22 protein-coding genes and 2 pseudogenes are annotated in these 17734 nt (G+C 40.0%); 17 read left to right on the top strand and 7 right to left on the bottom strand.

Annotation, left to right across the window (positions count from 1 at the left end):
* Window positions 1–182, top strand: a pseudogene (locus tag GVO60_RS22485) (hypothetical protein); the annotation flags it as partial.
* Window positions 183–249: 67 nt separating this feature from the next.
* Here GVO60_RS22485 and GVO60_RS21050 read toward each other — a convergent pair.
* On the bottom strand, window positions 250–549 hold the full coding sequence (locus GVO60_RS21050) for a type II toxin-antitoxin system RelE/ParE family toxin (protein WP_031428101.1): 300 nt from the start codon (window positions 547–549) through the stop codon (window positions 250–252).
* On the bottom strand, window positions 546–788 hold the full coding sequence (locus GVO60_RS21045; RefSeq protein ID WP_159657562.1) for a type II toxin-antitoxin system ParD family antitoxin: 243 nt from the start codon (window positions 786–788) through the stop codon (window positions 546–548). Before GVO60_RS21045 ends, GVO60_RS21050 begins: the two co-directional genes overlap by 4 nt.
* A 208-nt stretch (window positions 789–996) precedes the next feature.
* Between GVO60_RS21045 and GVO60_RS21040 the strand changes: the two genes are divergently transcribed.
* From GVO60_RS21040 to nhaA, 15 genes are all read left to right on the top strand, one after another.
* On the top strand, window positions 997–1458 hold the full coding sequence (locus tag GVO60_RS21040) for a C-GCAxxG-C-C family protein (RefSeq protein ID WP_159657560.1): 462 nt from the start codon (window positions 997–999) through the stop codon (window positions 1456–1458).
* A 101-nt stretch (window positions 1459–1559) separates the two neighbouring features.
* A complete protein-coding gene (locus tag GVO60_RS21035; RefSeq protein WP_159657558.1) occupies window positions 1560–2156 on the top strand; it encodes a class I SAM-dependent methyltransferase in 597 nt (198 codons plus the stop codon).
* A 383-nt stretch (window positions 2157–2539) separates the two neighbouring features.
* Window positions 2540–2746, top strand: coding sequence for a hypothetical protein (locus GVO60_RS22565; protein ID WP_225874957.1), 207 nt, complete (start codon window positions 2540–2542; stop codon window positions 2744–2746).
* A 130-nt stretch (window positions 2747–2876) separates the two neighbouring features.
* The gene (locus GVO60_RS21025; protein WP_159657554.1) at window positions 2877–3410 is read left to right on the top strand and encodes a P-loop NTPase family protein; all 534 of its coding nucleotides are present in this window, start codon (window positions 2877–2879) and stop codon (window positions 3408–3410) included.
* A 134-nt stretch (window positions 3411–3544) separates the two neighbouring features.
* Window positions 3545–3901, top strand: a complete 357-nt coding sequence (locus GVO60_RS21020; RefSeq protein ID WP_159657552.1) for a MerR family transcriptional regulator — start codon at window positions 3545–3547, stop codon at window positions 3899–3901.
* Between the two features lie 58 nt (window positions 3902–3959).
* A complete protein-coding gene (locus GVO60_RS21015) occupies window positions 3960–4337 on the top strand; it encodes a carboxymuconolactone decarboxylase family protein (protein ID WP_159657550.1) in 378 nt (125 codons plus the stop codon).
* Between the two features lie 122 nt (window positions 4338–4459).
* Window positions 4460–4774 (top strand): N(4)-acetylcytidine aminohydrolase, encoded by a 315-nt coding sequence (gene yqfB / locus GVO60_RS21010; RefSeq protein WP_159657548.1) that lies wholly within the window; start codon window positions 4460–4462, stop codon window positions 4772–4774.
* Between the two features lie 166 nt (window positions 4775–4940).
* Window positions 4941–5345 (top strand): DUF1801 domain-containing protein, encoded by a 405-nt coding sequence (locus tag GVO60_RS21005; protein ID WP_159657547.1) that lies wholly within the window; start codon window positions 4941–4943, stop codon window positions 5343–5345.
* Window positions 5346–5498: 153 nt separating this feature from the next.
* On the top strand, window positions 5499–6005 hold the full coding sequence (locus tag GVO60_RS21000) for a P-loop nucleotide/nucleoside kinase family protein (RefSeq protein WP_159657545.1): 507 nt from the start codon (window positions 5499–5501) through the stop codon (window positions 6003–6005).
* A gap of 156 nt (window positions 6006–6161) precedes the next feature.
* Complete coding sequence (locus GVO60_RS20990) at window positions 6162–6641, top strand: GNAT family N-acetyltransferase (protein ID WP_159657543.1); 480 nt, start codon at window positions 6162–6164, stop codon at window positions 6639–6641.
* A gap of 691 nt (window positions 6642–7332) precedes the next feature.
* The gene (locus GVO60_RS20985; protein WP_031428097.1) at window positions 7333–7869 is read left to right on the top strand and encodes a ClbS/DfsB family four-helix bundle protein; all 537 of its coding nucleotides are present in this window, start codon (window positions 7333–7335) and stop codon (window positions 7867–7869) included.
* 117 nt (window positions 7870–7986) lie between these two features.
* Entirely contained in the window at window positions 7987–8475 is a 489-nt protein-coding gene (locus GVO60_RS20980) for a 2-thiouracil desulfurase family protein (RefSeq protein WP_159657541.1), read from the top strand.
* Between the two features lie 537 nt (window positions 8476–9012).
* Window positions 9013–10071 (top strand): FtsH protease activity modulator HflK, encoded by a 1059-nt coding sequence (gene hflK / locus GVO60_RS20975; RefSeq protein ID WP_159657539.1) that lies wholly within the window; start codon window positions 9013–9015, stop codon window positions 10069–10071.
* Window positions 10068–11057: a protease modulator HflC gene (gene hflC / locus GVO60_RS20970; protein WP_159657537.1), complete on the top strand. Its 990-nt coding sequence runs from the start codon at window positions 10068–10070 to the stop codon at window positions 11055–11057. Before hflK ends, hflC begins: the two co-directional genes overlap by 4 nt.
* Window positions 11054–12397 carry a Na+/H+ antiporter NhaA gene (nhaA, locus tag GVO60_RS20965; RefSeq protein ID WP_159657535.1) on the top strand — a complete coding sequence of 448 codons (1344 nt, stop codon included), beginning with the start codon at window positions 11054–11056 and terminating at the stop codon, window positions 12395–12397. Before hflC ends, nhaA begins: the two co-directional genes overlap by 4 nt.
* A gap of 328 nt (window positions 12398–12725) precedes the next feature.
* Here nhaA and gspS2 read toward each other — a convergent pair whose 3' ends face one another.
* The 5 genes and pseudogenes from gspS2 to GVO60_RS20940 form a co-directional block, all read right to left on the bottom strand.
* Window positions 12726–13112, bottom strand: a complete 387-nt coding sequence (gene gspS2 / locus GVO60_RS20960; RefSeq protein ID WP_225874956.1) for a type II secretion system pilot lipoprotein GspS-beta — start codon at window positions 13110–13112, stop codon at window positions 12726–12728.
* Window positions 13087–14199, bottom strand: a complete 1113-nt coding sequence (locus tag GVO60_RS20955; protein ID WP_159657531.1) for an alanine/ornithine racemase family PLP-dependent enzyme — start codon at window positions 14197–14199, stop codon at window positions 13087–13089. Before GVO60_RS20955 ends, gspS2 begins: the two co-directional genes overlap by 26 nt.
* The gene (locus tag GVO60_RS20950; RefSeq protein WP_159657530.1) at window positions 14196–15401 is read right to left on the bottom strand and encodes an N-acetyltransferase DgcN family protein; all 1206 of its coding nucleotides are present in this window, start codon (window positions 15399–15401) and stop codon (window positions 14196–14198) included. The genes GVO60_RS20955 and GVO60_RS20950 overlap by 4 nt, the downstream gene beginning before the upstream one ends.
* Window positions 15402–15604: 203 nt before the next feature.
* Window positions 15605–15862: pseudogene (gene tnpA / locus GVO60_RS20945) on the bottom strand (IS200/IS605 family transposase); the annotation flags it as partial.
* Between the two features lie 469 nt (window positions 15863–16331).
* Window positions 16332–16934 carry a DUF2971 domain-containing protein gene (locus tag GVO60_RS20940; RefSeq protein WP_159657528.1) on the bottom strand — a complete coding sequence of 201 codons (603 nt, stop codon included), beginning with the start codon at window positions 16932–16934 and terminating at the stop codon, window positions 16332–16334.
* Between the two features lie 554 nt (window positions 16935–17488).
* On the opposite strand from GVO60_RS20940, the gene GVO60_RS22555 reads away from it, so the two are divergent.
* The gene (locus tag GVO60_RS22555; RefSeq protein WP_225874955.1) at window positions 17489–17665 is read left to right on the top strand and encodes a hypothetical protein; all 177 of its coding nucleotides are present in this window, start codon (window positions 17489–17491) and stop codon (window positions 17663–17665) included.
* Window positions 17666–17734: the final 69 nt, after the last annotated feature.

The following is a 17734-nucleotide window of genomic DNA, read 5'->3' as shown; positions in this document are numbered from 1 at the left end:
TATCTTTCTTTCTCAGTGAGGTGTGTATATTTCATAGCTTTACTTCTTGGCGGGAGCAAAATCATGATTATCGCATCTCACTGTTTTATTTTTCAGTGGTGTCGCACTTCGTACTTGAATCCAAGGAGCATAACAAAGCATTTAAGAGTGATTCCCAACGCTTGGCATTTCTCATTCCATAGTTGGGTTTCGTGTTTACGGTGGTATGGTTAAGTCAAGTGGTAGCGTTGCTCACACCTTAATGCGGCGTTATGCGCCAAATATCGGATTTACGTCCATGCTCTTATGAAGAATACGAATAATTTCAATATTTTGGCTGCCAATCTGACGGTAAAATACAACGTGACTGCCTTGGGGGAATTTTCGGTAACCGTCTCGGATTTCATCGCATACTTTACCAATATCAGGGTTTTCCGCTAGTAGCCAAAATGAATCATCAAATTGTTTTAAATAGATATTTCGTTGTTCACGCCCCCAACGGCGTGAGGTAAACAAGGCTATATCGCGCAAATCAGACTTTGCTTTGTTGGTTAACTGAAATGGTTTCATTTTCTTTCTTCGCTATCGAGCTCATTGATAAACGAATCCAGGTCATAATCAGCAGTGCCGCTTTCTTCACCTTCAATTAATAGCTGACGTAAAGTGTTCATTTTGGTTTCTTGTGTTTCGAGTAAGCGTAAAGCTGAACGGATAACTTCGCTTGCTGAACTGTATCGACCACTTTGAATTTGGTTTGCTATAAAACCATCAAAATGGTCACCAAGTGTAATGCTTGTGTTTTTAGCCATGATTTTGCCTCAATACCAATGAATACCTAATTATGGTACTAAATTGCTCGGTGAGCAAGGCGCATAACAAAGCGTTTAAGATAGATTCCCTACGCTAGGCGGTTTCAGTTCAAAGCTTGGCTTCGGAGTTTATGGCACAATAGGTTAGGTTTCGTGGTGGCGTTGCTCACTACTTAACGCGGCATTAGGCATCAAGGAGGTTGTTGTCATGGAAGAATCCATAAAATTTGGTAAGTTAGCGGAAGCTCATTTTGAAAATGGACTTTTGTGTGCTGAAAGTGTCGTTTCTGCTATCGCTGAATATCACGGGGTGGATGATTACTTAGCTTCGAAAATGGCGACTGGATTTTGTAGTGGCATGGCTAGAACTTGTGGACCATGTGGTGCTTTATCAGGGGCAGTTATGGGCATTAGCTTAGCTCTAGGTCGTGAATCCCGAATTGACTCTGTCGCGACTACGTACGAAGCAACACAGGAGTTAGTCGAGAAGTTTCAAAATGAATTTGGGGCTAAAGACTGCCATAAGCTATTGGGTTGTGACATCGGTACCGATGAGGGTATGGCTTACTTTCGTTCTCATAATCTTCGCTCTAATTGTAGTAACTACACTCGAAAAGCCACTGAAATAGCAGTGCAAATCTTGCGCAAAGATGCCCAACAAGGCGTTTAAGACGGATTCCCAACGCTTACGGCACAATGGTTTAGGTAGAGTGGTAGCGTTGCTCACCACTTAACACGGCGCGATGTTCTTTTACGGAAAATCAGAAATTTATGGATGAAAATACTGAAATTTGGCGTCAGTACTACGAAAAGGCACTGTCTCGTCCACATTCAAAACGTACTGAATTTGCTGTCAGACTCATTGAATCAAGCCTCAAAGTAGCCACTGACTGTGGTTGTGGTACTGGCCATGATATAGATTACCTCGAGCAGCAGGGTTTTCAAGTTCATGGCTTCGATATTAATCCTGACTCAGTCGCTATTTGTAGAGACAGGTTTGGGGCGAAGTCATTAGTGGATATTTCAGAGTCTTCGTTTGAGTCGTTCAACTATCCCAAATCTGGTGTAGTTGTCGCAAACTCCAGTTTGTTCTTTGCCGACCCAAACCTATTTGCTTCGACTTGGCGCAACATTAGGTCTTCAATTGAAATCGGTGGGGTATTCGATGGTGACTTCATGGGTCTCAAAGACAGTTGGGTTAACAACTATCGTAGTCCTACAACGTCGTTGTCGGAATCCGAAGTAAAGGCCTTGTTCTCAGGCTTTGAAATAGTCAGGTTCTTTGAACGTGATGAAACAGCGAAAACTTCATTGGGTAGAATGAAGCATTGGCATACATATTCCGTGGTCGCGGTGAAACGTACATAACAAGGTGTTTAAGATGGATTCCCAACGCTTGGCATTTAAGTTTGAATCAGCTTAAGTGTTTACGGCACAATGGTTTAGGTAGGGTAGTAGGCGTGCTCACCACTTAACGCGGAGTTATGAGCCCGCTCTATACGTGACTTGGGCTGAGAAATTTCAAATATTTTATGAAATAGAATGCTATGAGGAATAACCTCAAAGTAATCAATTTTAGAGAACATAAAGTTATGTTGAAACGAATAGAAAAAGTACTAGATCTCAATGACATTGCTTATGAAAGCAGTGAAAGTACCATGTATATAAAACTTGGTGGCCTCAGTTCAAGAGTTCAAATAAAGTATGACTATACGAATAACACCTACAAATTTAGTTGTGGGGAATTAAGAATGTTTATTTCCAGTATCATCTTCTTTTGTCTGGCATTTAATATGCTCTCTCAAGGTGCTCTCGGGCTATGGAATGGATATGCAGCAGGCTTAATGTTTTCTGTAGCCATTGGCAATCTGTTTTCGGTGATATCAACGAATGTACAAATGTTAGACTTACGAGCACAATTCCGTCAGGAAGGCGTGTACTTGAAGCCAGGCACATAACAAACAATTCAACAGTGATTCGCAATGCTTGGCGCTTTCACTTCGGGTTGAGTTTAGTTTTAGGCTCAGTGGCAGCGTCGCTCACACGTTAATTGGGCGTTATGTGCTCGGGCAAACATTAGGTCAGGCGATGAAAAGAATAAATGTAATAGGCACGAGTGGTAGTGGAAAAAGCACTTTTAGTCGCATGCTCGCGAGTGAGCTCAAATACCCATATTTGGAAATGGATGCCATTTTCTGGAAGCCCAACTGGCAGGAATCTTCAGATGCAGAGTTCTTTGCAAACTTGGCCGACAGGTTGAATGGCGAACAGTGGGTTCTTGATGGCAACTACAACCTAACCGCTGAAATTAAATGGCATAGAGTCGATACTATTGTTTGGGTTGACTACTCATTTGTAAGGACATTATTTCAAGCCGTGAAAAGGGCTGTAGTCCGCGTAGCGACCAAACAGGAGTTATGGGATAAAACAGGCAATGTTGAATCGTTCAGAAAGTCCTTTCTTAGTAAAGACTCAATTATTCTTTGGACGTTGAAAACGTACAGTAAAAACCGAGCTCGCTACACAGAATTACTTCATGACCCTAAGTATAGTCATATCAAATTCGTAAGGATAACAAGCCCTAAAAAGGCTAAAGCCTTCATAGGCGAGCTACGCACATAGCAATAAATTTAAGAGTGATTCACAACACTTGGCGCTTTCACTTCAGTCTAGTTTTGTGTTTATGGCACAATGGTTTAGGTGAGTGGTAGCGTTACTCACACCTTAATTTGGCGTTATGCCTAGGAGATGAGATCATGAATATGAAGGAGTTTTCAAGTTTGGTTGGCTTGTCGTCACACACTCTTCGATATTATGAAAAAATAGGTTTACTCAAGAATATACAACGAAATACAAGTGGGCACCGAGTTTATATTTCGAAAGATTTGGGGTGGATTGAATTTGTGAAGCGTCTTAAAGAGACGGCCATGCCTCTCGAAGACATTCTGGAGTATGCGCGGCTAAGGGAGTCAGGGATAGATACTGTATTACAGCGTCAGGTGCTGCTAGAGCAACACAGAAAAAATTTGATAGATCATATCGAGCAACAGCAGTCACATCTTATTGCTTTAGAAGAAAAAATTAAACTTTATGATAATGGAAAAGTTCGTTGACTTAGAGTGAACTCTAACTTGTATGGTGTGCATGTATTTACTAAATAGGAGCATACCAATGGACAAATCACGTTTTGATACCGGTCTCGAATTATTAACATGCATTGATGGCGAAGCCGGAAAAAATGTTATCGAAAGTTTGCAAGATATCTGCCCTGATTTAGCCAGATATACAATAGAGTTTCCTTTCGGTGATATATATGCGCGCCCGGGGTTGGATGTAAAATTGCGAGAAATCGCAACGGTTGCCGCATTAACAGCATTAGGGAATTGTGCGCCTCAGCTTAAAGTTCATTTAAATGCCGCTCTTAACGTTGGTTGTAGTGAAGATGAGCTTAAAGAGGTTGTATTACAAATGTCAGTTTATGCAGGTTTTCCTGCCGCTTTAAATGGTATGTTTGCTTTTAAAGAAGTGATTACCGAGCGAAAGGCTTAACAAAGCTTTTAAAAGTGATTCGCAACGCTTGGCAGTTTCGCTTCGCTCAAGTATGGCCAAGCGTCGCTTACACCTTAATGCAGCGTGATGTTTGGAAGAATCGGTAAGGGAGCAAGTGTTCAATGGTGGATAAAATTACATTTTTCACAAGGCTAGAGCGCCAGATTCTTTCTGGTAAAAAGACTGCAACGATTAGGGATAAATCTGAAAGCCATTATTACCTAGGGCAGGTTGTTGAGGCATTTACTCACGAAGATGGGCGGAAAATCTGTAGACTAGAAATTGTCGGTGTTGAGCATGTGAACTTTGATAAACTAAACAGAAAGCACGCAAAAGCAGAAAATCTTCCATTTGTCTTCATGCTCAAATGGATTTTGCGAAAGATATACCCAACAGAAAAGAGCTTGTGTTTTATAAGCTTCAAAGTCGTTGATTAACAAGTCTGCTAGTTATGAAACCCCTTGAGCCACGCATATAACAACCTGTTCAAGAGGGAATCGCAATGCGTGGCATTTTTACTATGCGTTGATTTTAGTGCTTAAGGCCGCTTGGGTATTTCGTTGCTCACCCCTTAACAGGGCGTTATGTGAATAGGAGAATTCAATGGACAAGGTAGTCAAGGATCGCTTTGATGAGTACCCAAATAATGCTCGTGCTAGGTTAGAGAAGCTGCGAAATTTAGTCTTTCAAGTTGCATCTGAGTTGGAACTGGGTGAAGTCGATGAAGCTCTAAAATGGGGTGAGCCAAGCTACAGTGTAAAAAATGGCAGCCCGTTAAGAATGGACTGGAAGCTTAAGTCTCCTAATAATTATTACCTATTCTTTAATTGCCAAACTAAGTTAGTCGATACATTTAGGGAGTTATATGGTGACGAATTAGTGTTTCAGGGAAACAGAGCTATAGTTCTGTCCGTATCTAAACCGCTACCAGAAACGATCATCAAGTCCTGTCTAGAGTTAGCTTTAACCTACCAGCAACGTAAGAATCTGCCTCTTTTGGGCGCGTGAAACAATTCACATAACAAGGCGTTTAAGAGGAATTCTCAACGCTTGGCATTTTCAGTTTGATTCAGCTTTAGTGTCTACGGCACAATTGCTTAGGGTCGGTGGTGGCGTTGTTCACCCCTTAACGCAGCGTTATATGCAAGGAACGGAGGTCAATTGAACTATCCTATTTTATACATATTTTCGGGTCTCCCTGCTTCAGGTAAATCGACTTTTGCTAAGCTGTTGGCGGCTAAAGTGGGTGCTATGTATGTTCGCATTGATACAGTAGAGCAAGGGCTTCGAGATCTTTGTAACTTCAACGTAGAAGGTGAAGGGTATCGTTTAAGCTATCGTATAATCAGAGATAACTTAGAGCTTGGAATTAGCTGTATCTCAGACTCTTGTAATCCTATTGAGCTTACGCGACGTGAATGGCAGGAAGTCGCAGAAAGTGTGGGGACTAAATTCATCAATATTGAAATTAGTTGCTCAGATACCAGTGAACACGAACAAAGAGTCATCACTCGTAGAAGTGAAGTAACAAACCTAAAATTACCTGACTGGAAACAAGTGCAGAACCGTCATTACGAAGCTTGGAAAGCCGATGTCATCAAAATAGACACGGCAGGCAAAAGTATTGAAATAGCTTTCGCCGAACTAACTGAAAAGCTAGGCGTGTGAAATTGCATATAACAAACAGTTTAAGAGTGATTCGCAACGCGTGGCATTTTTACTATGCGTTAGTTTTAGTGGTTAAGGTGGTATGCGGGAGCATTGGTTTTGCGTTGTTCACACCTTAGCAGGGCGTTATGCGAATAGTAAACTCAAGGAGGAAAGATGAATAAAATAGAAATTCGAGAAGCTCATGTAGAAGATACGGAAACAATATTGAGATTTATCACTGAGTTGGCTAAGTATGAGAAATTAGAAAGTGAAGTTAAGACGAGTATTTCAGATATTGAAAGTAGTTTGTTTTCACAGGAATCTACGGCCCATGCAATTATTTGCGAAGTGAACGGTAAGCCAATAGGTTTTGCGGTGTTTTTCTACAATTACTCAACTTGGTTAGGTAAAAATGGTTTGTATTTAGAGGACCTCTACGTTTCGCCAGAATACAGAAGTATTGGTGCAGGAAAAGCTATCCTTAAGTATTTGGCTCAGCTAGCTGTTTCTAAGAAATGCGGCCGTTTTGAGTGGTGTGTACTTGATTGGAATGAGCCAGCAATAGAATTCTATAAGTCAATTGGTGCTAAACCTCAAAATGAGTGGGTTATTTATCGGTTAACTGGCGATGAGCTCAAAGCATTTGCTGGCTAAAATTCGCATAACAAACTATTAAGAGTGATTCCCAACGCATGATGTTTTTCATTCCATCGTTGGGTTTTGTGTTTACGATGGTTAGGTTAGGTGATAGCGTTGCTAACACCTTAGCAAGGCGTTAGGCAAAGAGCAGGAAAGTTATTTGTTCTAATCTTCTTGCCTCCTCTGGCCATCTGTTTTTCTTAGTCGGAAATTCAGCATTGCCGTCTCAAATTCTTGAATCTCTTCAATCGTAGAACATGTTAAAGTTCATGGGTGCCTCATTGGGTTTCAGTGTTGGTTGGTGGCGAATTTCACTGGTTTAAAGTGTGGAAAGGGCAAGCTAATCGAAGCTTTCGTTTTTGTGGTCAGTTCGCCGCTTTGAGTTTCTCGGTTTTAAAAGCTACTTTGTCGTTGATAAGTCGCATTTCGTGTTTGTTATAACTGAGGCTGTAACATTGTGGCTGAGAGGTTCTTGAATCACAAAAAATCAGTGGGTGATTGGTTGCTTATTGTTTTCAAGGTGTTCTGTTTTGTAAGTACACAGGAAAATTTGCCTAACAAACAATTCAAGTTGATTCGCAACGCTCGGCGCTTTCAGTTTCAATTAGTTTGGTGACTACGGCGAAGTGTTTAGGCAATGTGGCAGCGTTGATCACAACTTAATTGGGCGTGAGTGCTTACCTGTAGACGATGAACGGAGTTTGTTATGGCAAGACCGAAGACTAAAGAAGAGTTAATGCATCAAGCTGATGAGAGTTTTACAAAGCTACTTCGGTATATCGATTCAATGCCTGAAAATGTGTTAAATACTGAGTTTGATTTTTCCAGTGACAAGGGTAAAACGGAATTACATTGGACTCGTGACCGAAACCTTCGAGATGTATTGATACATCTGTACGAATGGCATCAGTTGTTACTGAAATGGGTTAATTCAAATATGGCGGGACAGAAGGGCAGTTTTCTTCCTGAACCATACAATTGGAAAACATACGGCCAAATGAACATTGAATTTTGGCAAAAGCACCAAGAAACAGAGTTGTCGTTAGCAAAGCAATTGGTACAGGAAAGTCATAAAGCGTCGCTCGAGTTAGCTAAAAGTTTTACTAATGAGGCACTTTTCACTAAACAGTATTTCAATTGGACTGGTACTACAACGCTAGGGAGTTACTGTGTATCTGCGATGCCAAGTCACTATGATTGGGCGTTAAAAAAGCTCCGGGCTCATGCAAAAATGCATTCGTAAAAAGTACGCACTAACATGATTCGCAACGCTTGGCGTTTTCACTTCGCTCAGGTATAGCCAAACGTCGCTCACACCTCAATGCGACGTTAGCTATTTCTCGTATATAAAGGAGTTCTTGTGGCAAAAGTTCTCGTTAGTTCATGTTTAGTTGGAAACAACGTTAGATACAATGCGAGCTGTTTATCAATCCCAGAGTCTGAGTTACTCTGGTTAAAGTCATACACAGAACTAGTGATCTTTTGCCCCGAAGTATCAGCAGGTTTACCTATTCCTAGAGCACCTGCTGAAATTGTTATTGGTAAAGGAGTTGATGTGCTGGATGGTTTGGCAAACGTTGTTGGAAATGATGGCATCGATGTTACTAAACAATTTGTAAGTGGGGCAGAGAAGGCTTTGGAACTTTGCAAAAACCAGCAAATAAAGTACGCGATTCTTGCAGAAGGCAGCCCTTCCTGTGGCAGTTCAAAAATTTATGATGGCACATTTAACGGGATTAAAATCGATGGCGCAGGGGTAGCTACTGCATTGTTAGAGCGTAATGGCATTAAAGTCTACAGTCAGCATGCGATAGCTAAACTCCGAGGGGTATTGGAAAAACATAGCTAATAAGCGTTTAAGGTTTCAAGATACTTCTTCTAATCTATATCGAGCGCGTTATACCTTAAAATCTAACGTGCTTCTGTCCAAGCCTGAGCTAGCTGGTGAGGCTAACTCAGAATTGCCCCGAAATGAGTTACGTCTAGTATTAATGACTAGGTAATCAGCGGACTTTACAATACATTAATTAATGTGAAAGACAAAATATTAGGCCGTATCTCTGTTACTCAAACAGACAGTAAACACCCTTCACTGTGTTTTTAGATGCAGAAATCGAGATTATACCTCTCGAGCGTTTCTAGTACTACTTCGTTTTTGGTCACTTTTAAGTTTACTTACTGTTTTAGTTCAACATTTTATTGAACAGGTTTTATTTTAGGAAGTATTGAATCGCCACCATCGATGAATAGATCAGTTAACCTCTATCAGTCTTAAGTAAATATCTCAAATTAAAAAAAAGATACCCTTGTTAATTCGATGTCCCCCCCCAATGTATAAATATAGAATAGGTGAAAATTTGTTCGCCTATAGCCGGAGGGCATGCTCATGCTCCATCATAACCAACCTTCAGGTAGCCCTTGGGGTGGAGGAAAACAAGATCCTCCTAACTTGGGTGAGGTATTTTATACTATTCTCCATCACTTAAAGAAAATGCTTCCAGGCGGAAGGAATTCAAGCTTTTTAATCCCTCTTTTTATTTTCTTTTTAACAATCATATTCTGGACGTGTTTTTACACGGTACCAAGCGATTCTGTTGCCGTGATACAACGCTTTGGTAAATATGTCCATATTGTTCCTGCAGGGCTTCATCTCAAGATGCCACTTGGCATTGATACGGCTGAAATCATACCTGTGAAACGACAGCTAAAGCAGGAGTTTGGGTTCATAACACCCATGGCAAAAAATCCTAACCAAAGCCCGAGAATAAACACTCGACGTCAAGAAACACAAATGGTTACAGGTGATTTAAATGCCGCTCTCGTCGAATGGGTGGTGCAATATCGAATATCCGATCCCATCAAGTTTTTGTTCGAAGTTCGAGAGCCTAGTGAAACCCTTCGATATGTTTCTGAATCCGTAATGCGTGAAGTGGTGGGTGATAGAACTGTGGATGAAGTGATCACAATTGGTCGGCAAGAAATTGAGTCTGAAGCGCTCTCAAAAATGCAAGAGCTCGTTACAAAATATGCTTTAGGGATCAGAATTGACCAAGTTCAGTTAAAAAACATTAACCCTCCTCAACCTGTACAGGCATCGTTTAATGAGGTGAACCAAGCCCAACAGGAGAAAGAAAAGCTCATAAACGAAGCTCGCCGAGATTACAATAAAGTGATCCCTTTAGCTTTAGGTGAAAAAGATCAACGGATCAGAGAAGCTGATGGTTATCGCTTAAAACGCATCAATGAAGCTAAGGGAGATACGGTTCGCTTCAATGCATTACTGTTCGAGTATGTTAAAGCCCCAGAAGTAACTAAACGTAGAATTTATTTAGAAACAATGCAGGCTGTGTTACCTAATATTCGTACCAAAATTATCATTGATGAACGAGCAAACAATATTCTGCCTTTGCTCAATCTCAACGACACACAAGGAGAGCCTAGATGAAATTGATTAAAAAAGGGGTCATAGCCGCATTGATTTTAGGTACATCTTTTAGTGTATATAACGCTCTTTACACAGTAAGTGAGGTTCAACAGGTTATTATCACTCAGTTTGGAAAGCCAATAGGGAAACCTATTGTTAATGCTGGATTAAAAATAAAAGTACCGTATATTCAAGAAATTAATACTATCGACAAACGAGTGTTGGAATGGGATGGTCGCCCTTCCGACATGCCAACAAAAGATAAACTGTATATTTCTGTAGACTTGTTTGCTCGATGGCGAATAATTGACCCGCTTCAATACTTTTTACGTCTCAAAGATGAACGCAGTGCACAATCTCGACTAGACGACATTTTGGGTAGTGAGACACGAAATGCTGTAGCAAAACATGAATTGATCGAAATAATACGTACTAATAAAAATCGCAAACCATTACGAGATCCATTATTGAGTGAGGCTGAAAGAGAGCTGAAAATAGGCGCCTTAGTTCCTATCCAAAAAGGTCGCCAATTTGTAGAGCAAGAAATATTCTCTGCAGCGTCAGAAAAAATAAAAATCTTTGGAATTGAGTTGCTCGACATTAGATTTAAACGTATTAATTACAATGAAAGTGTTCGCCCTAAAATTTATGAGCGAATGATTAGTGAACGTCGTCAAATTGCAGAACGTTTTTTATCCGAAGGAAATGGGGAGGCTGCGAGGATTCGAGGTGATAGAGTAAGAGACTTGGATAAGATTCAATCCGAGGCCTATCGTGAAGTCGAAGAGATTCGGGGACAAGCTGACGCTAAAGCCGCCGAAATTTATTCATCAGCTTACAATAAAAATCCTGAAACAAGACAATTTTATGAATTCACACGTACGATGCAATCTTACTCGACCGTTATTTCAGAGAACACAACGCTTGTTTTGTCTACTAATAGTGACTTATTCATGTTTCTTAATGGTATTGATAGAAATCAAAATATCACAGTTGAAAAACAATGAGTAAAAGAGAAAAAATAACACCAACCAATCTAACTCGCCTACCCAAAGGGTATATTGATTGGATCTCTCAACCAATATATCGTTTTATACATATTGAATCTGCAGCAGGTATTGTACTATTTGTTTCAACGTTAGTTGCCATTTCACTAGCCAACTCAAATTTAAGTGAATCGTTTACTCGCTTTTGGCAGATGTCGGTAGGGGTTACTGTTGGTGATTTAGTGTTTGAACGGTCATTACACAAATGGATCAATGACGTAGGAATGACCTTATTTTTCTTTCTCATTGCCTTGGAACTCAAGCGTGAGTTAGTGCTAGGAGAACTTCGGAACCCTAGATTAGCGATTTTGTCTATTGCAGCTGCTCTTGGGGGCATGTTAGTGCCTCCTCTTTTCTATTTTCTTATACAGTTTGGTGAATCAGGGCAACATGGTTGGGGCACAGTCATGGCTACAGATACCGCATTTGTGATCGGGTGCCTAGCGCTCTTAGGACGAAGCATTCCAAGCAGCTTGCGTATATTCATGCTATCAATGGCTGTGGTAGATGATATCGGCGCGATCTTTGTTGTTGCTATTGGCTATGGAGATAATGTTAACTGGATGTCCTTACTTTATGCCTTGTTAGGGTTTATTATTGTTCGGCTTATGAGCTTTTTAGGGATCCGCAGTATAGTACTCTTTTCTATTGTTGGAGGAATGATATGGATAGCCATCGATATGTCTGGCATACATCCTACAATCACCGGAGTGATTCTCGGCTTACTCACCCCTACAAATAAGTGGATGAGTAAGGAGCATCTTTCCATAATTATGGATACCGTAGTGTCATCTTCCACTATGGAACAATGGAATGGCGATAAAGCAGAAGGAGAGACGTTAAGAACCGCTGCAGCGGCTGCGCGCGAAACTCTTTCGCCAGTTGAGCGGCTGGAAATGTTACTTCATCCTTGGGTTGGGTTTGTCGTGTTACCGCTGTTTGCTCTTTCCAACGCGGGAGTTTCGCTAACTGCGGCGAATTTAACTTCTCCAATCACGCTTGCTATATTTTTAGGTTTTGTTTTTGGTAAGCCAATAGGTATTGCCTTGTTTAGTTGGATTGCCGTCCGACTTAAAATCGCAATATTACCTGAGAACTTGAATTGGGGAATGATTATAGGGGGAGGGATGTTAGCTGGCATTGGTTTTACTATGGCATTGTTCATAGCAGAATTAGCTTATGACCCTACCCAAATTAATGCTGCGAAATTAGGCATCTTCTTAGCGTCTATGGTTTCGGCTTTTATCGGCATCATCTTTATTCGGTATTTTTCTGTTAAAGAAAAACAGAAAGGTGCTTGAGAATTCTTGTTATTCCAACCTATCAAATAGGACGTAAAATAAATAACTACTCACATCTAGAATAACAGGATAGATAGTGAATATTTAAGAAATCAGCATATACTCTATTGATTGATATATTGAAGAGAAAAGGCTCAATTATTATGAACTACATTGTTTCCCACATAACGTCACATTTCCCTTCTATTGCCGTTTTTAATAATTCAAGTAATGGATAGGCTCATTCAATGATCGAAATAGCAGGTTCTGCGTTTTCTATCTAAACAAAACCATGTCTTAAGCAGCTTCAAAGATAACCCCAATTGAATGTTTGCTAGTATCTATTTGTTCATTCATCATTAATACATGTGTTTAAAGAGATGGAATTGAGGCTATCTACTTTATTACTGGAATCTAACGTTATAATTCGATAAGAAATACCACGTTTCAATAGATATCTAGTTTCCTCTTTCTCACAAAATTCGATAGCGACTTGCTCAACTAGACTATCCATATCAACAAATTTGCTTTTGGTAAAAATAAGAGAAATGTTATTCGCATCTGACTTGGCTTGTACTAGTGTTAATGCTCCTATTTTTTGTGGGAGTCGGCTTGAAATAATCGTTGCTCTATAATCAGATAACTCATTTGGTAACATTTGATTTGATAAACAACCGTTCAGCAGAATGATGATAAATAGTACGAATGTATTACGATGTTGATTCAAGAAAAACACTCCCTCTTGAACTATTTCTAGAGTTATAATTATGAAAAACTTTATGCATTGAGTTGGATGACATAGCCGACAAAAATGCACTGTAATCGAGAGTGAATTGAACTTTCGTTCCAACGGTTAAGGGCGTTTGGGAACTTTCGAGTATCAAGTGATCACTGCTTGACGACAAAATGTTCATATCATAAGGAGCGTTAAGTCCCGTCACACAAACATCTTGACGACCTAAGGCGAGAATTGCTTGCGAAACAGCTCCGCGGTCTTGGAGTATTTCCCTTTCACCAAATGCATTGCCCCCTCGATTCCCCCATGGCAAAGAAGGTTTAATTTTAGCTTCGATCACCTCAGCAGTTAACGTAATCGCATCGGTGTGTAACCCTTTGATTGAATTCTGCTCTACAGGGACACAGCCTAAGAATATTGCTTCTCCGAGTCGCAAGTTGTTGACTCGAGTTTTCCCCTCATGAGCTAGAACCCAATTGATTGAAGATGAGTTTCCACCTGAAATAATCTCAAGACTAATACCAAAAACTGCTTCAATACCGTCTGCAAGATCAGAAAGAAGCCTCATCTTTTTATCATCAGGAGCAACACCGTAGCGACACGTAAGATTCGCCCCTATCCCTTTGATAACTATATTGGGTAATAGAATGATCTCACGTATGAAATTAATGACGCGACATGGCATAACACCTTCTCTCAAATCTCCAAGCTCAACCATTATTATCACACCGTGTTTAGTATTTGCTCGTTTTGCTACACGAGAGAGCCGTTGAATAACTTGAACTTCAGTATTCAGACTGATGTCACAATACGCCACCACACTCGCAATCTGACTCAGCATTGGAGTGCGTATTAATATTTTCGGAACAGCAACCCCACAATGTGTCATTCTTTGTATATTTTCCACTCTAGAATCAGCAAGCATACTTGCTCCAGCATCAACCAGAATGTGCGCAATGATAGGATGACCTAAACAGGACTTTGTAACTGGTGTGACTGAGACATTTTTTAAAGCCAGTGTTTCAATAAGAAACTTGGCGTTATGGTGAATTTTTGAACAGTCAATATTTAACTTCGGGTAACTCACCTTTGCTCTGATATTTTGTTTTCTAACAAAGGATAGGTCGACAATACCATCTGAAGCAGTTGTTCTTTAGATTGAGATAATGGATCTGTCACAGGTAGGTCAAACTCAGCAGAATACACACTTATTTCGGAAATAATCTCATCTGAAGACATCCCTTCATGATTCAAAGTTAACCCGATCACTGTAGTATTGGAGAACGCCTCTATGAGATTTATCTCACAGGCAACGGAAGGCATCGGCATATCTGGGAAATCTATGCGATACATACGTTTAGGTGCATGTTGTAGAATAACACTAGTCGGACAACTACCACGTAATATAAACGAGCTGGTAGAGAATGCAGGATGACTCAGTGCTCCCTGCCCTTCAATAATAATGATATCTGGATTCTCTGCTTCATATGCTTTAACAATTACTGCTTCTAGCTCCCCAGCGCAAAATTGAGAGGGAACTGCATCTAATGCCACACAATAAGGTGCACCTTGTATAATGCCCGTTTGTCCCGTCGCTATCATAACAACATTGAGACCCTTATTTCTTAACTCATTCGCCAGTATCGTCGCAGTCGTTCTTTTCCCCAATGCGCAGTCCGTTCCCATTATCGCAATTCTTGGACACTGAACACTGTGTATTTTGCCACTAAATAATTGCAGTTTTCCCTTGCTCTTGGGTCTACGAATATCAAGTATATGAACATTGTTTTTTAAGCTAGCTTCACGAAAAACAGGGTCATCATTTAAGAACTCATGTAAACCATTCACTATATTCATATTTAATGACATAGCATCGAGAATAATTTGTTTTTCAGAATCTGAAAGAAAACCTTTTGATGGTGCTATCCCAAAAATAAAGTAATCAGGAACTGTTTCTGCCTGAATAATGGCTTCTTCAATATTTGCCACAATAGGAATATGATTTTTCGTACCATAAAGAACTTCACCGGAATCTAAGTTAGCTAGCTCACTATCAATGACAGATAAAATGCGATAATTGTGGGAATGCCTTACCAAACCATTAGCTGTCTTTCCGTCAGCGTTATTAAAGTTACCTTCACAGTAAATAATTGCAGTGGGCGTCGTCGGGTTGACTTTATGACAAAGAGGCGTCCAAGGTTTCGGATGAGTTGGGCTATGGTCGTTTCTTATATGTTCGGTTCTAGTTAATTGAAAGATGTTTCTTAACTTTCTAGTTGAAATTGACATAATTAAAGCCTGCAGTAAGGCTTAGGGGGGCTACTAAGGAGTGCCGAGATGTGAGTTCGGAAAAGAAAAGAAGTCCCTACTAAGCGGTAGGGTAAGCGACCAGTCTAACACACTTCCAAGACTTTTGTTGGTTATTGTAAATTACCACCTTCTAAAGAAGGTGGTTTTGTGTGAGCCCCTTTGTCAAAAGTGATTGACCCACAGCTTATTTTTCCTTTCAATACGCCCATCAACTTGGATATTGATAGCTTAGGCGGCACTTTTACAACTAAGTGGACGTGGTCGATTTGAACGGTCAATTCAACGACTCCACATCCAAGTTGATTACAGTACACATTTATGTACCGATAAACTTCTTTGCCTACGTTGTTCTTCAAGAGCCTAAAACGATATTTAGGTGTCCACACTATGTGATATTGACATTTCCAGAACACGTGGGAAGCTTGGTTGTATCTACTCATGTTATTCGTCCTTTTTTGACTTCGCTAAAAATCAAGAGGACATTTAACATGGGTAGAACTACAGGCAAAACCTAACTGAATGATAACCACCAACTGAAGTAGGTGGTAGGCTGAAAATTAATACGCTTTCGGCGTCTATCACTTTAAGACTTAACCCATACTCGAGTGATTGATTAGAGATTTAAGACTTCTTGTTCAACACTTCCATATCAACCTTTAAGGTTTAAAGTTTCAGATACTTTTTCTAATATCAGTTGAGCGGGTCAGAGCTTTTAGTGAAACGCGTTTTTGTCCAGAACCTTCACAGTTGGCACTTCGTAACTCAGAAGTGCCCCAAAGTGAGTTAGAACAAATACTCTGGTACATTGTCTTCAGTCGAGTTTGACCTGCAATAAGTTATCCGAAGCAATCCATATATTGATAAACAACGGCTAGCTAAATAGTGTCTATCAAATCGGTGGCTGATTACTTAAAACACAGGATCTTTATTCAATGATGAATGATTAATAGTACAATTAAGACTGTACTTTTCGCATATTGAAACTACCAAGCTTTTAAACCACGCAGGGGCTGTAGGAAAAATATATATATCTTGGATTAGTTCATTTAGGTCTACCTTTACATTAATGCCATGCTCAATTGGGCTTTCATGTAACTCAATGTGTAAATTCATGTCACTAAGATCTCTCACAATGAAAGCTCTAAATTCATTTTCGTGTGAGAAGCTAACTCTCTTTGTTATGAATGGATCAAGTGAAGCATGATCTTGAAACTCGTAGTTTTCGTAGTCAACGTACCTTACATCAGCCAAGTGAACATTTTCCGAGGACTGTGCTTTCGTTAAAGCGGAAGTTAATGCCCCAATATTAGTCCTTATAGCAATGCCTTCCTTTGACGGAACATATAGCTTCCACATTGCCTCTGATTCAAATTCGTTCTTATGCCAACAGTTTATAGCCACTCGCTTTCTAAGATGATACCTGTTTTTATAATTAATGATTAATCGTTCTCGGAATGCATCTTTGTCAGTTTCTATCGGGTGGTTTGCAACCAGCTTCTCAATTCGACTCATTCGTTTGGAACTCGTTAATGTGGATGTTGCGCCTTCGAATGGGTCTTCGAATTTATCTGATCGACAAAAAAACAGTGTTTCCGTATCTAGCAAAGATGCAAACTTTGTAAAATCTAAGTATCGCCATATTGTTGTATTATTGGATGACGTGAGGTTATAAGGGTGGATACATTCATACATTTCTGTTGCTCAAGGGGAATTGATTTCTTTGAGTATCTCACGAAGAAAAAATTTGTCATCAAGTGTTCTGCGCTTAACGATTAATACAGTTAATCTTATACCCAAACTAAATCTTTGCTTTCTAACTTTAGCAAAACCATTGGTACACTTACTTTTGTCCAAAAGCCTTCACATACAGTACTTTGATCATCCTTAGCTAGCCAGAAGATTAATAAAGGTCACAATATACCGGTTGAATCTCATACTTACTGATATTCAGAATTCACTACCCTAGTGGTATGAATACAAAGACCTTCCTTCTGGCCCAAATCCATCGAACAAAACTGGATTGTGAAAAATGTCTAGACTGTCTTTTTGATCTGATGAGTCAAGCATTGATACGAACTGATTCAGCAGAAATAGATTGGCATTTAATGAACGACTTGGTGGTCGATGACATACTTTTAATCATTGTATTAACCGATGTAGACCTAGCGATCAACTTTAATGAAATTGTATTGAGAGAGGCGGTGAAGTACGTAATGGCTTCTAGTCGCGAGTTACAGCATTAACGACACCTTTGCACATACGATTCCACACTGTTTTGTCCAGAGGTGTGCTGAAGCCGATTACGGCAAACA

The sequence above is a fragment of the Vibrio atypicus genome, assembly GCF_009811315.1.
In the GTDB taxonomy this organism is placed as follows: Bacteria; Pseudomonadota; Gammaproteobacteria; order Enterobacterales; family Vibrionaceae; genus Vibrio; species Vibrio atypicus.
This window is presented reverse-complemented; position numbering and strand designations above follow the sequence as displayed.

What these genes read in the sequence shown, in the direction of transcription:
- GVO60_RS21050 (WP_031428101.1), bottom strand. Translation starts at nt 549, where the DNA reads ATGAAACCATTTCAGTTAACCAACAAAGCAAAGTCTGATTTGCGCGAT.
- GVO60_RS21045 (WP_159657562.1), bottom strand. Translation starts at nt 788, where the DNA reads ATGGCTAAAAACACAAGCATTACACTTGGTGACCATTTTGATGGTTTT.
- GVO60_RS21040 (WP_159657560.1), top strand. Translation starts at nt 997, where the DNA reads ATGGAAGAATCCATAAAATTTGGTAAGTTAGCGGAAGCTCATTTTGAA.
- GVO60_RS21035 (WP_159657558.1), top strand. Translation starts at nt 1,560, where the DNA reads ATGGATGAAAATACTGAAATTTGGCGTCAGTACTACGAAAAGGCACTG.
- GVO60_RS22565 (WP_225874957.1), top strand. Translation starts at nt 2,540, where the DNA reads ATGTTTATTTCCAGTATCATCTTCTTTTGTCTGGCATTTAATATGCTC.
- GVO60_RS21025 (WP_159657554.1), top strand. Translation starts at nt 2,877, where the DNA reads ATGAAAAGAATAAATGTAATAGGCACGAGTGGTAGTGGAAAAAGCACT.
- GVO60_RS21020 (WP_159657552.1), top strand. Translation starts at nt 3,545, where the DNA reads ATGAATATGAAGGAGTTTTCAAGTTTGGTTGGCTTGTCGTCACACACT.
- GVO60_RS21015 (WP_159657550.1), top strand. Translation starts at nt 3,960, where the DNA reads ATGGACAAATCACGTTTTGATACCGGTCTCGAATTATTAACATGCATT.
- yqfB (WP_159657548.1), top strand. Translation starts at nt 4,460, where the DNA reads ATGGTGGATAAAATTACATTTTTCACAAGGCTAGAGCGCCAGATTCTT.
- GVO60_RS21005 (WP_159657547.1), top strand. Translation starts at nt 4,941, where the DNA reads ATGGACAAGGTAGTCAAGGATCGCTTTGATGAGTACCCAAATAATGCT.
- GVO60_RS20990 (WP_159657543.1), top strand. Translation starts at nt 6,162, where the DNA reads ATGAATAAAATAGAAATTCGAGAAGCTCATGTAGAAGATACGGAAACA.
- GVO60_RS20985 (WP_031428097.1), top strand. Translation starts at nt 7,333, where the DNA reads ATGGCAAGACCGAAGACTAAAGAAGAGTTAATGCATCAAGCTGATGAG.
- hflK (WP_159657539.1), top strand. Translation starts at nt 9,013, where the DNA reads ATGCTCCATCATAACCAACCTTCAGGTAGCCCTTGGGGTGGAGGAAAA.
- hflC (WP_159657537.1), top strand. Translation starts at nt 10,068, where the DNA reads ATGAAATTGATTAAAAAAGGGGTCATAGCCGCATTGATTTTAGGTACA.
- nhaA (WP_159657535.1), top strand. Translation starts at nt 11,054, where the DNA reads ATGAGTAAAAGAGAAAAAATAACACCAACCAATCTAACTCGCCTACCC.
- GVO60_RS20950 (WP_159657530.1), bottom strand. Translation starts at nt 15,401, where the DNA reads ATGTCAATTTCAACTAGAAAGTTAAGAAACATCTTTCAATTAACTAGA.
- GVO60_RS20940 (WP_159657528.1), bottom strand. Translation starts at nt 16,934, where the DNA reads ATGAGTCGAATTGAGAAGCTGGTTGCAAACCACCCGATAGAAACTGAC.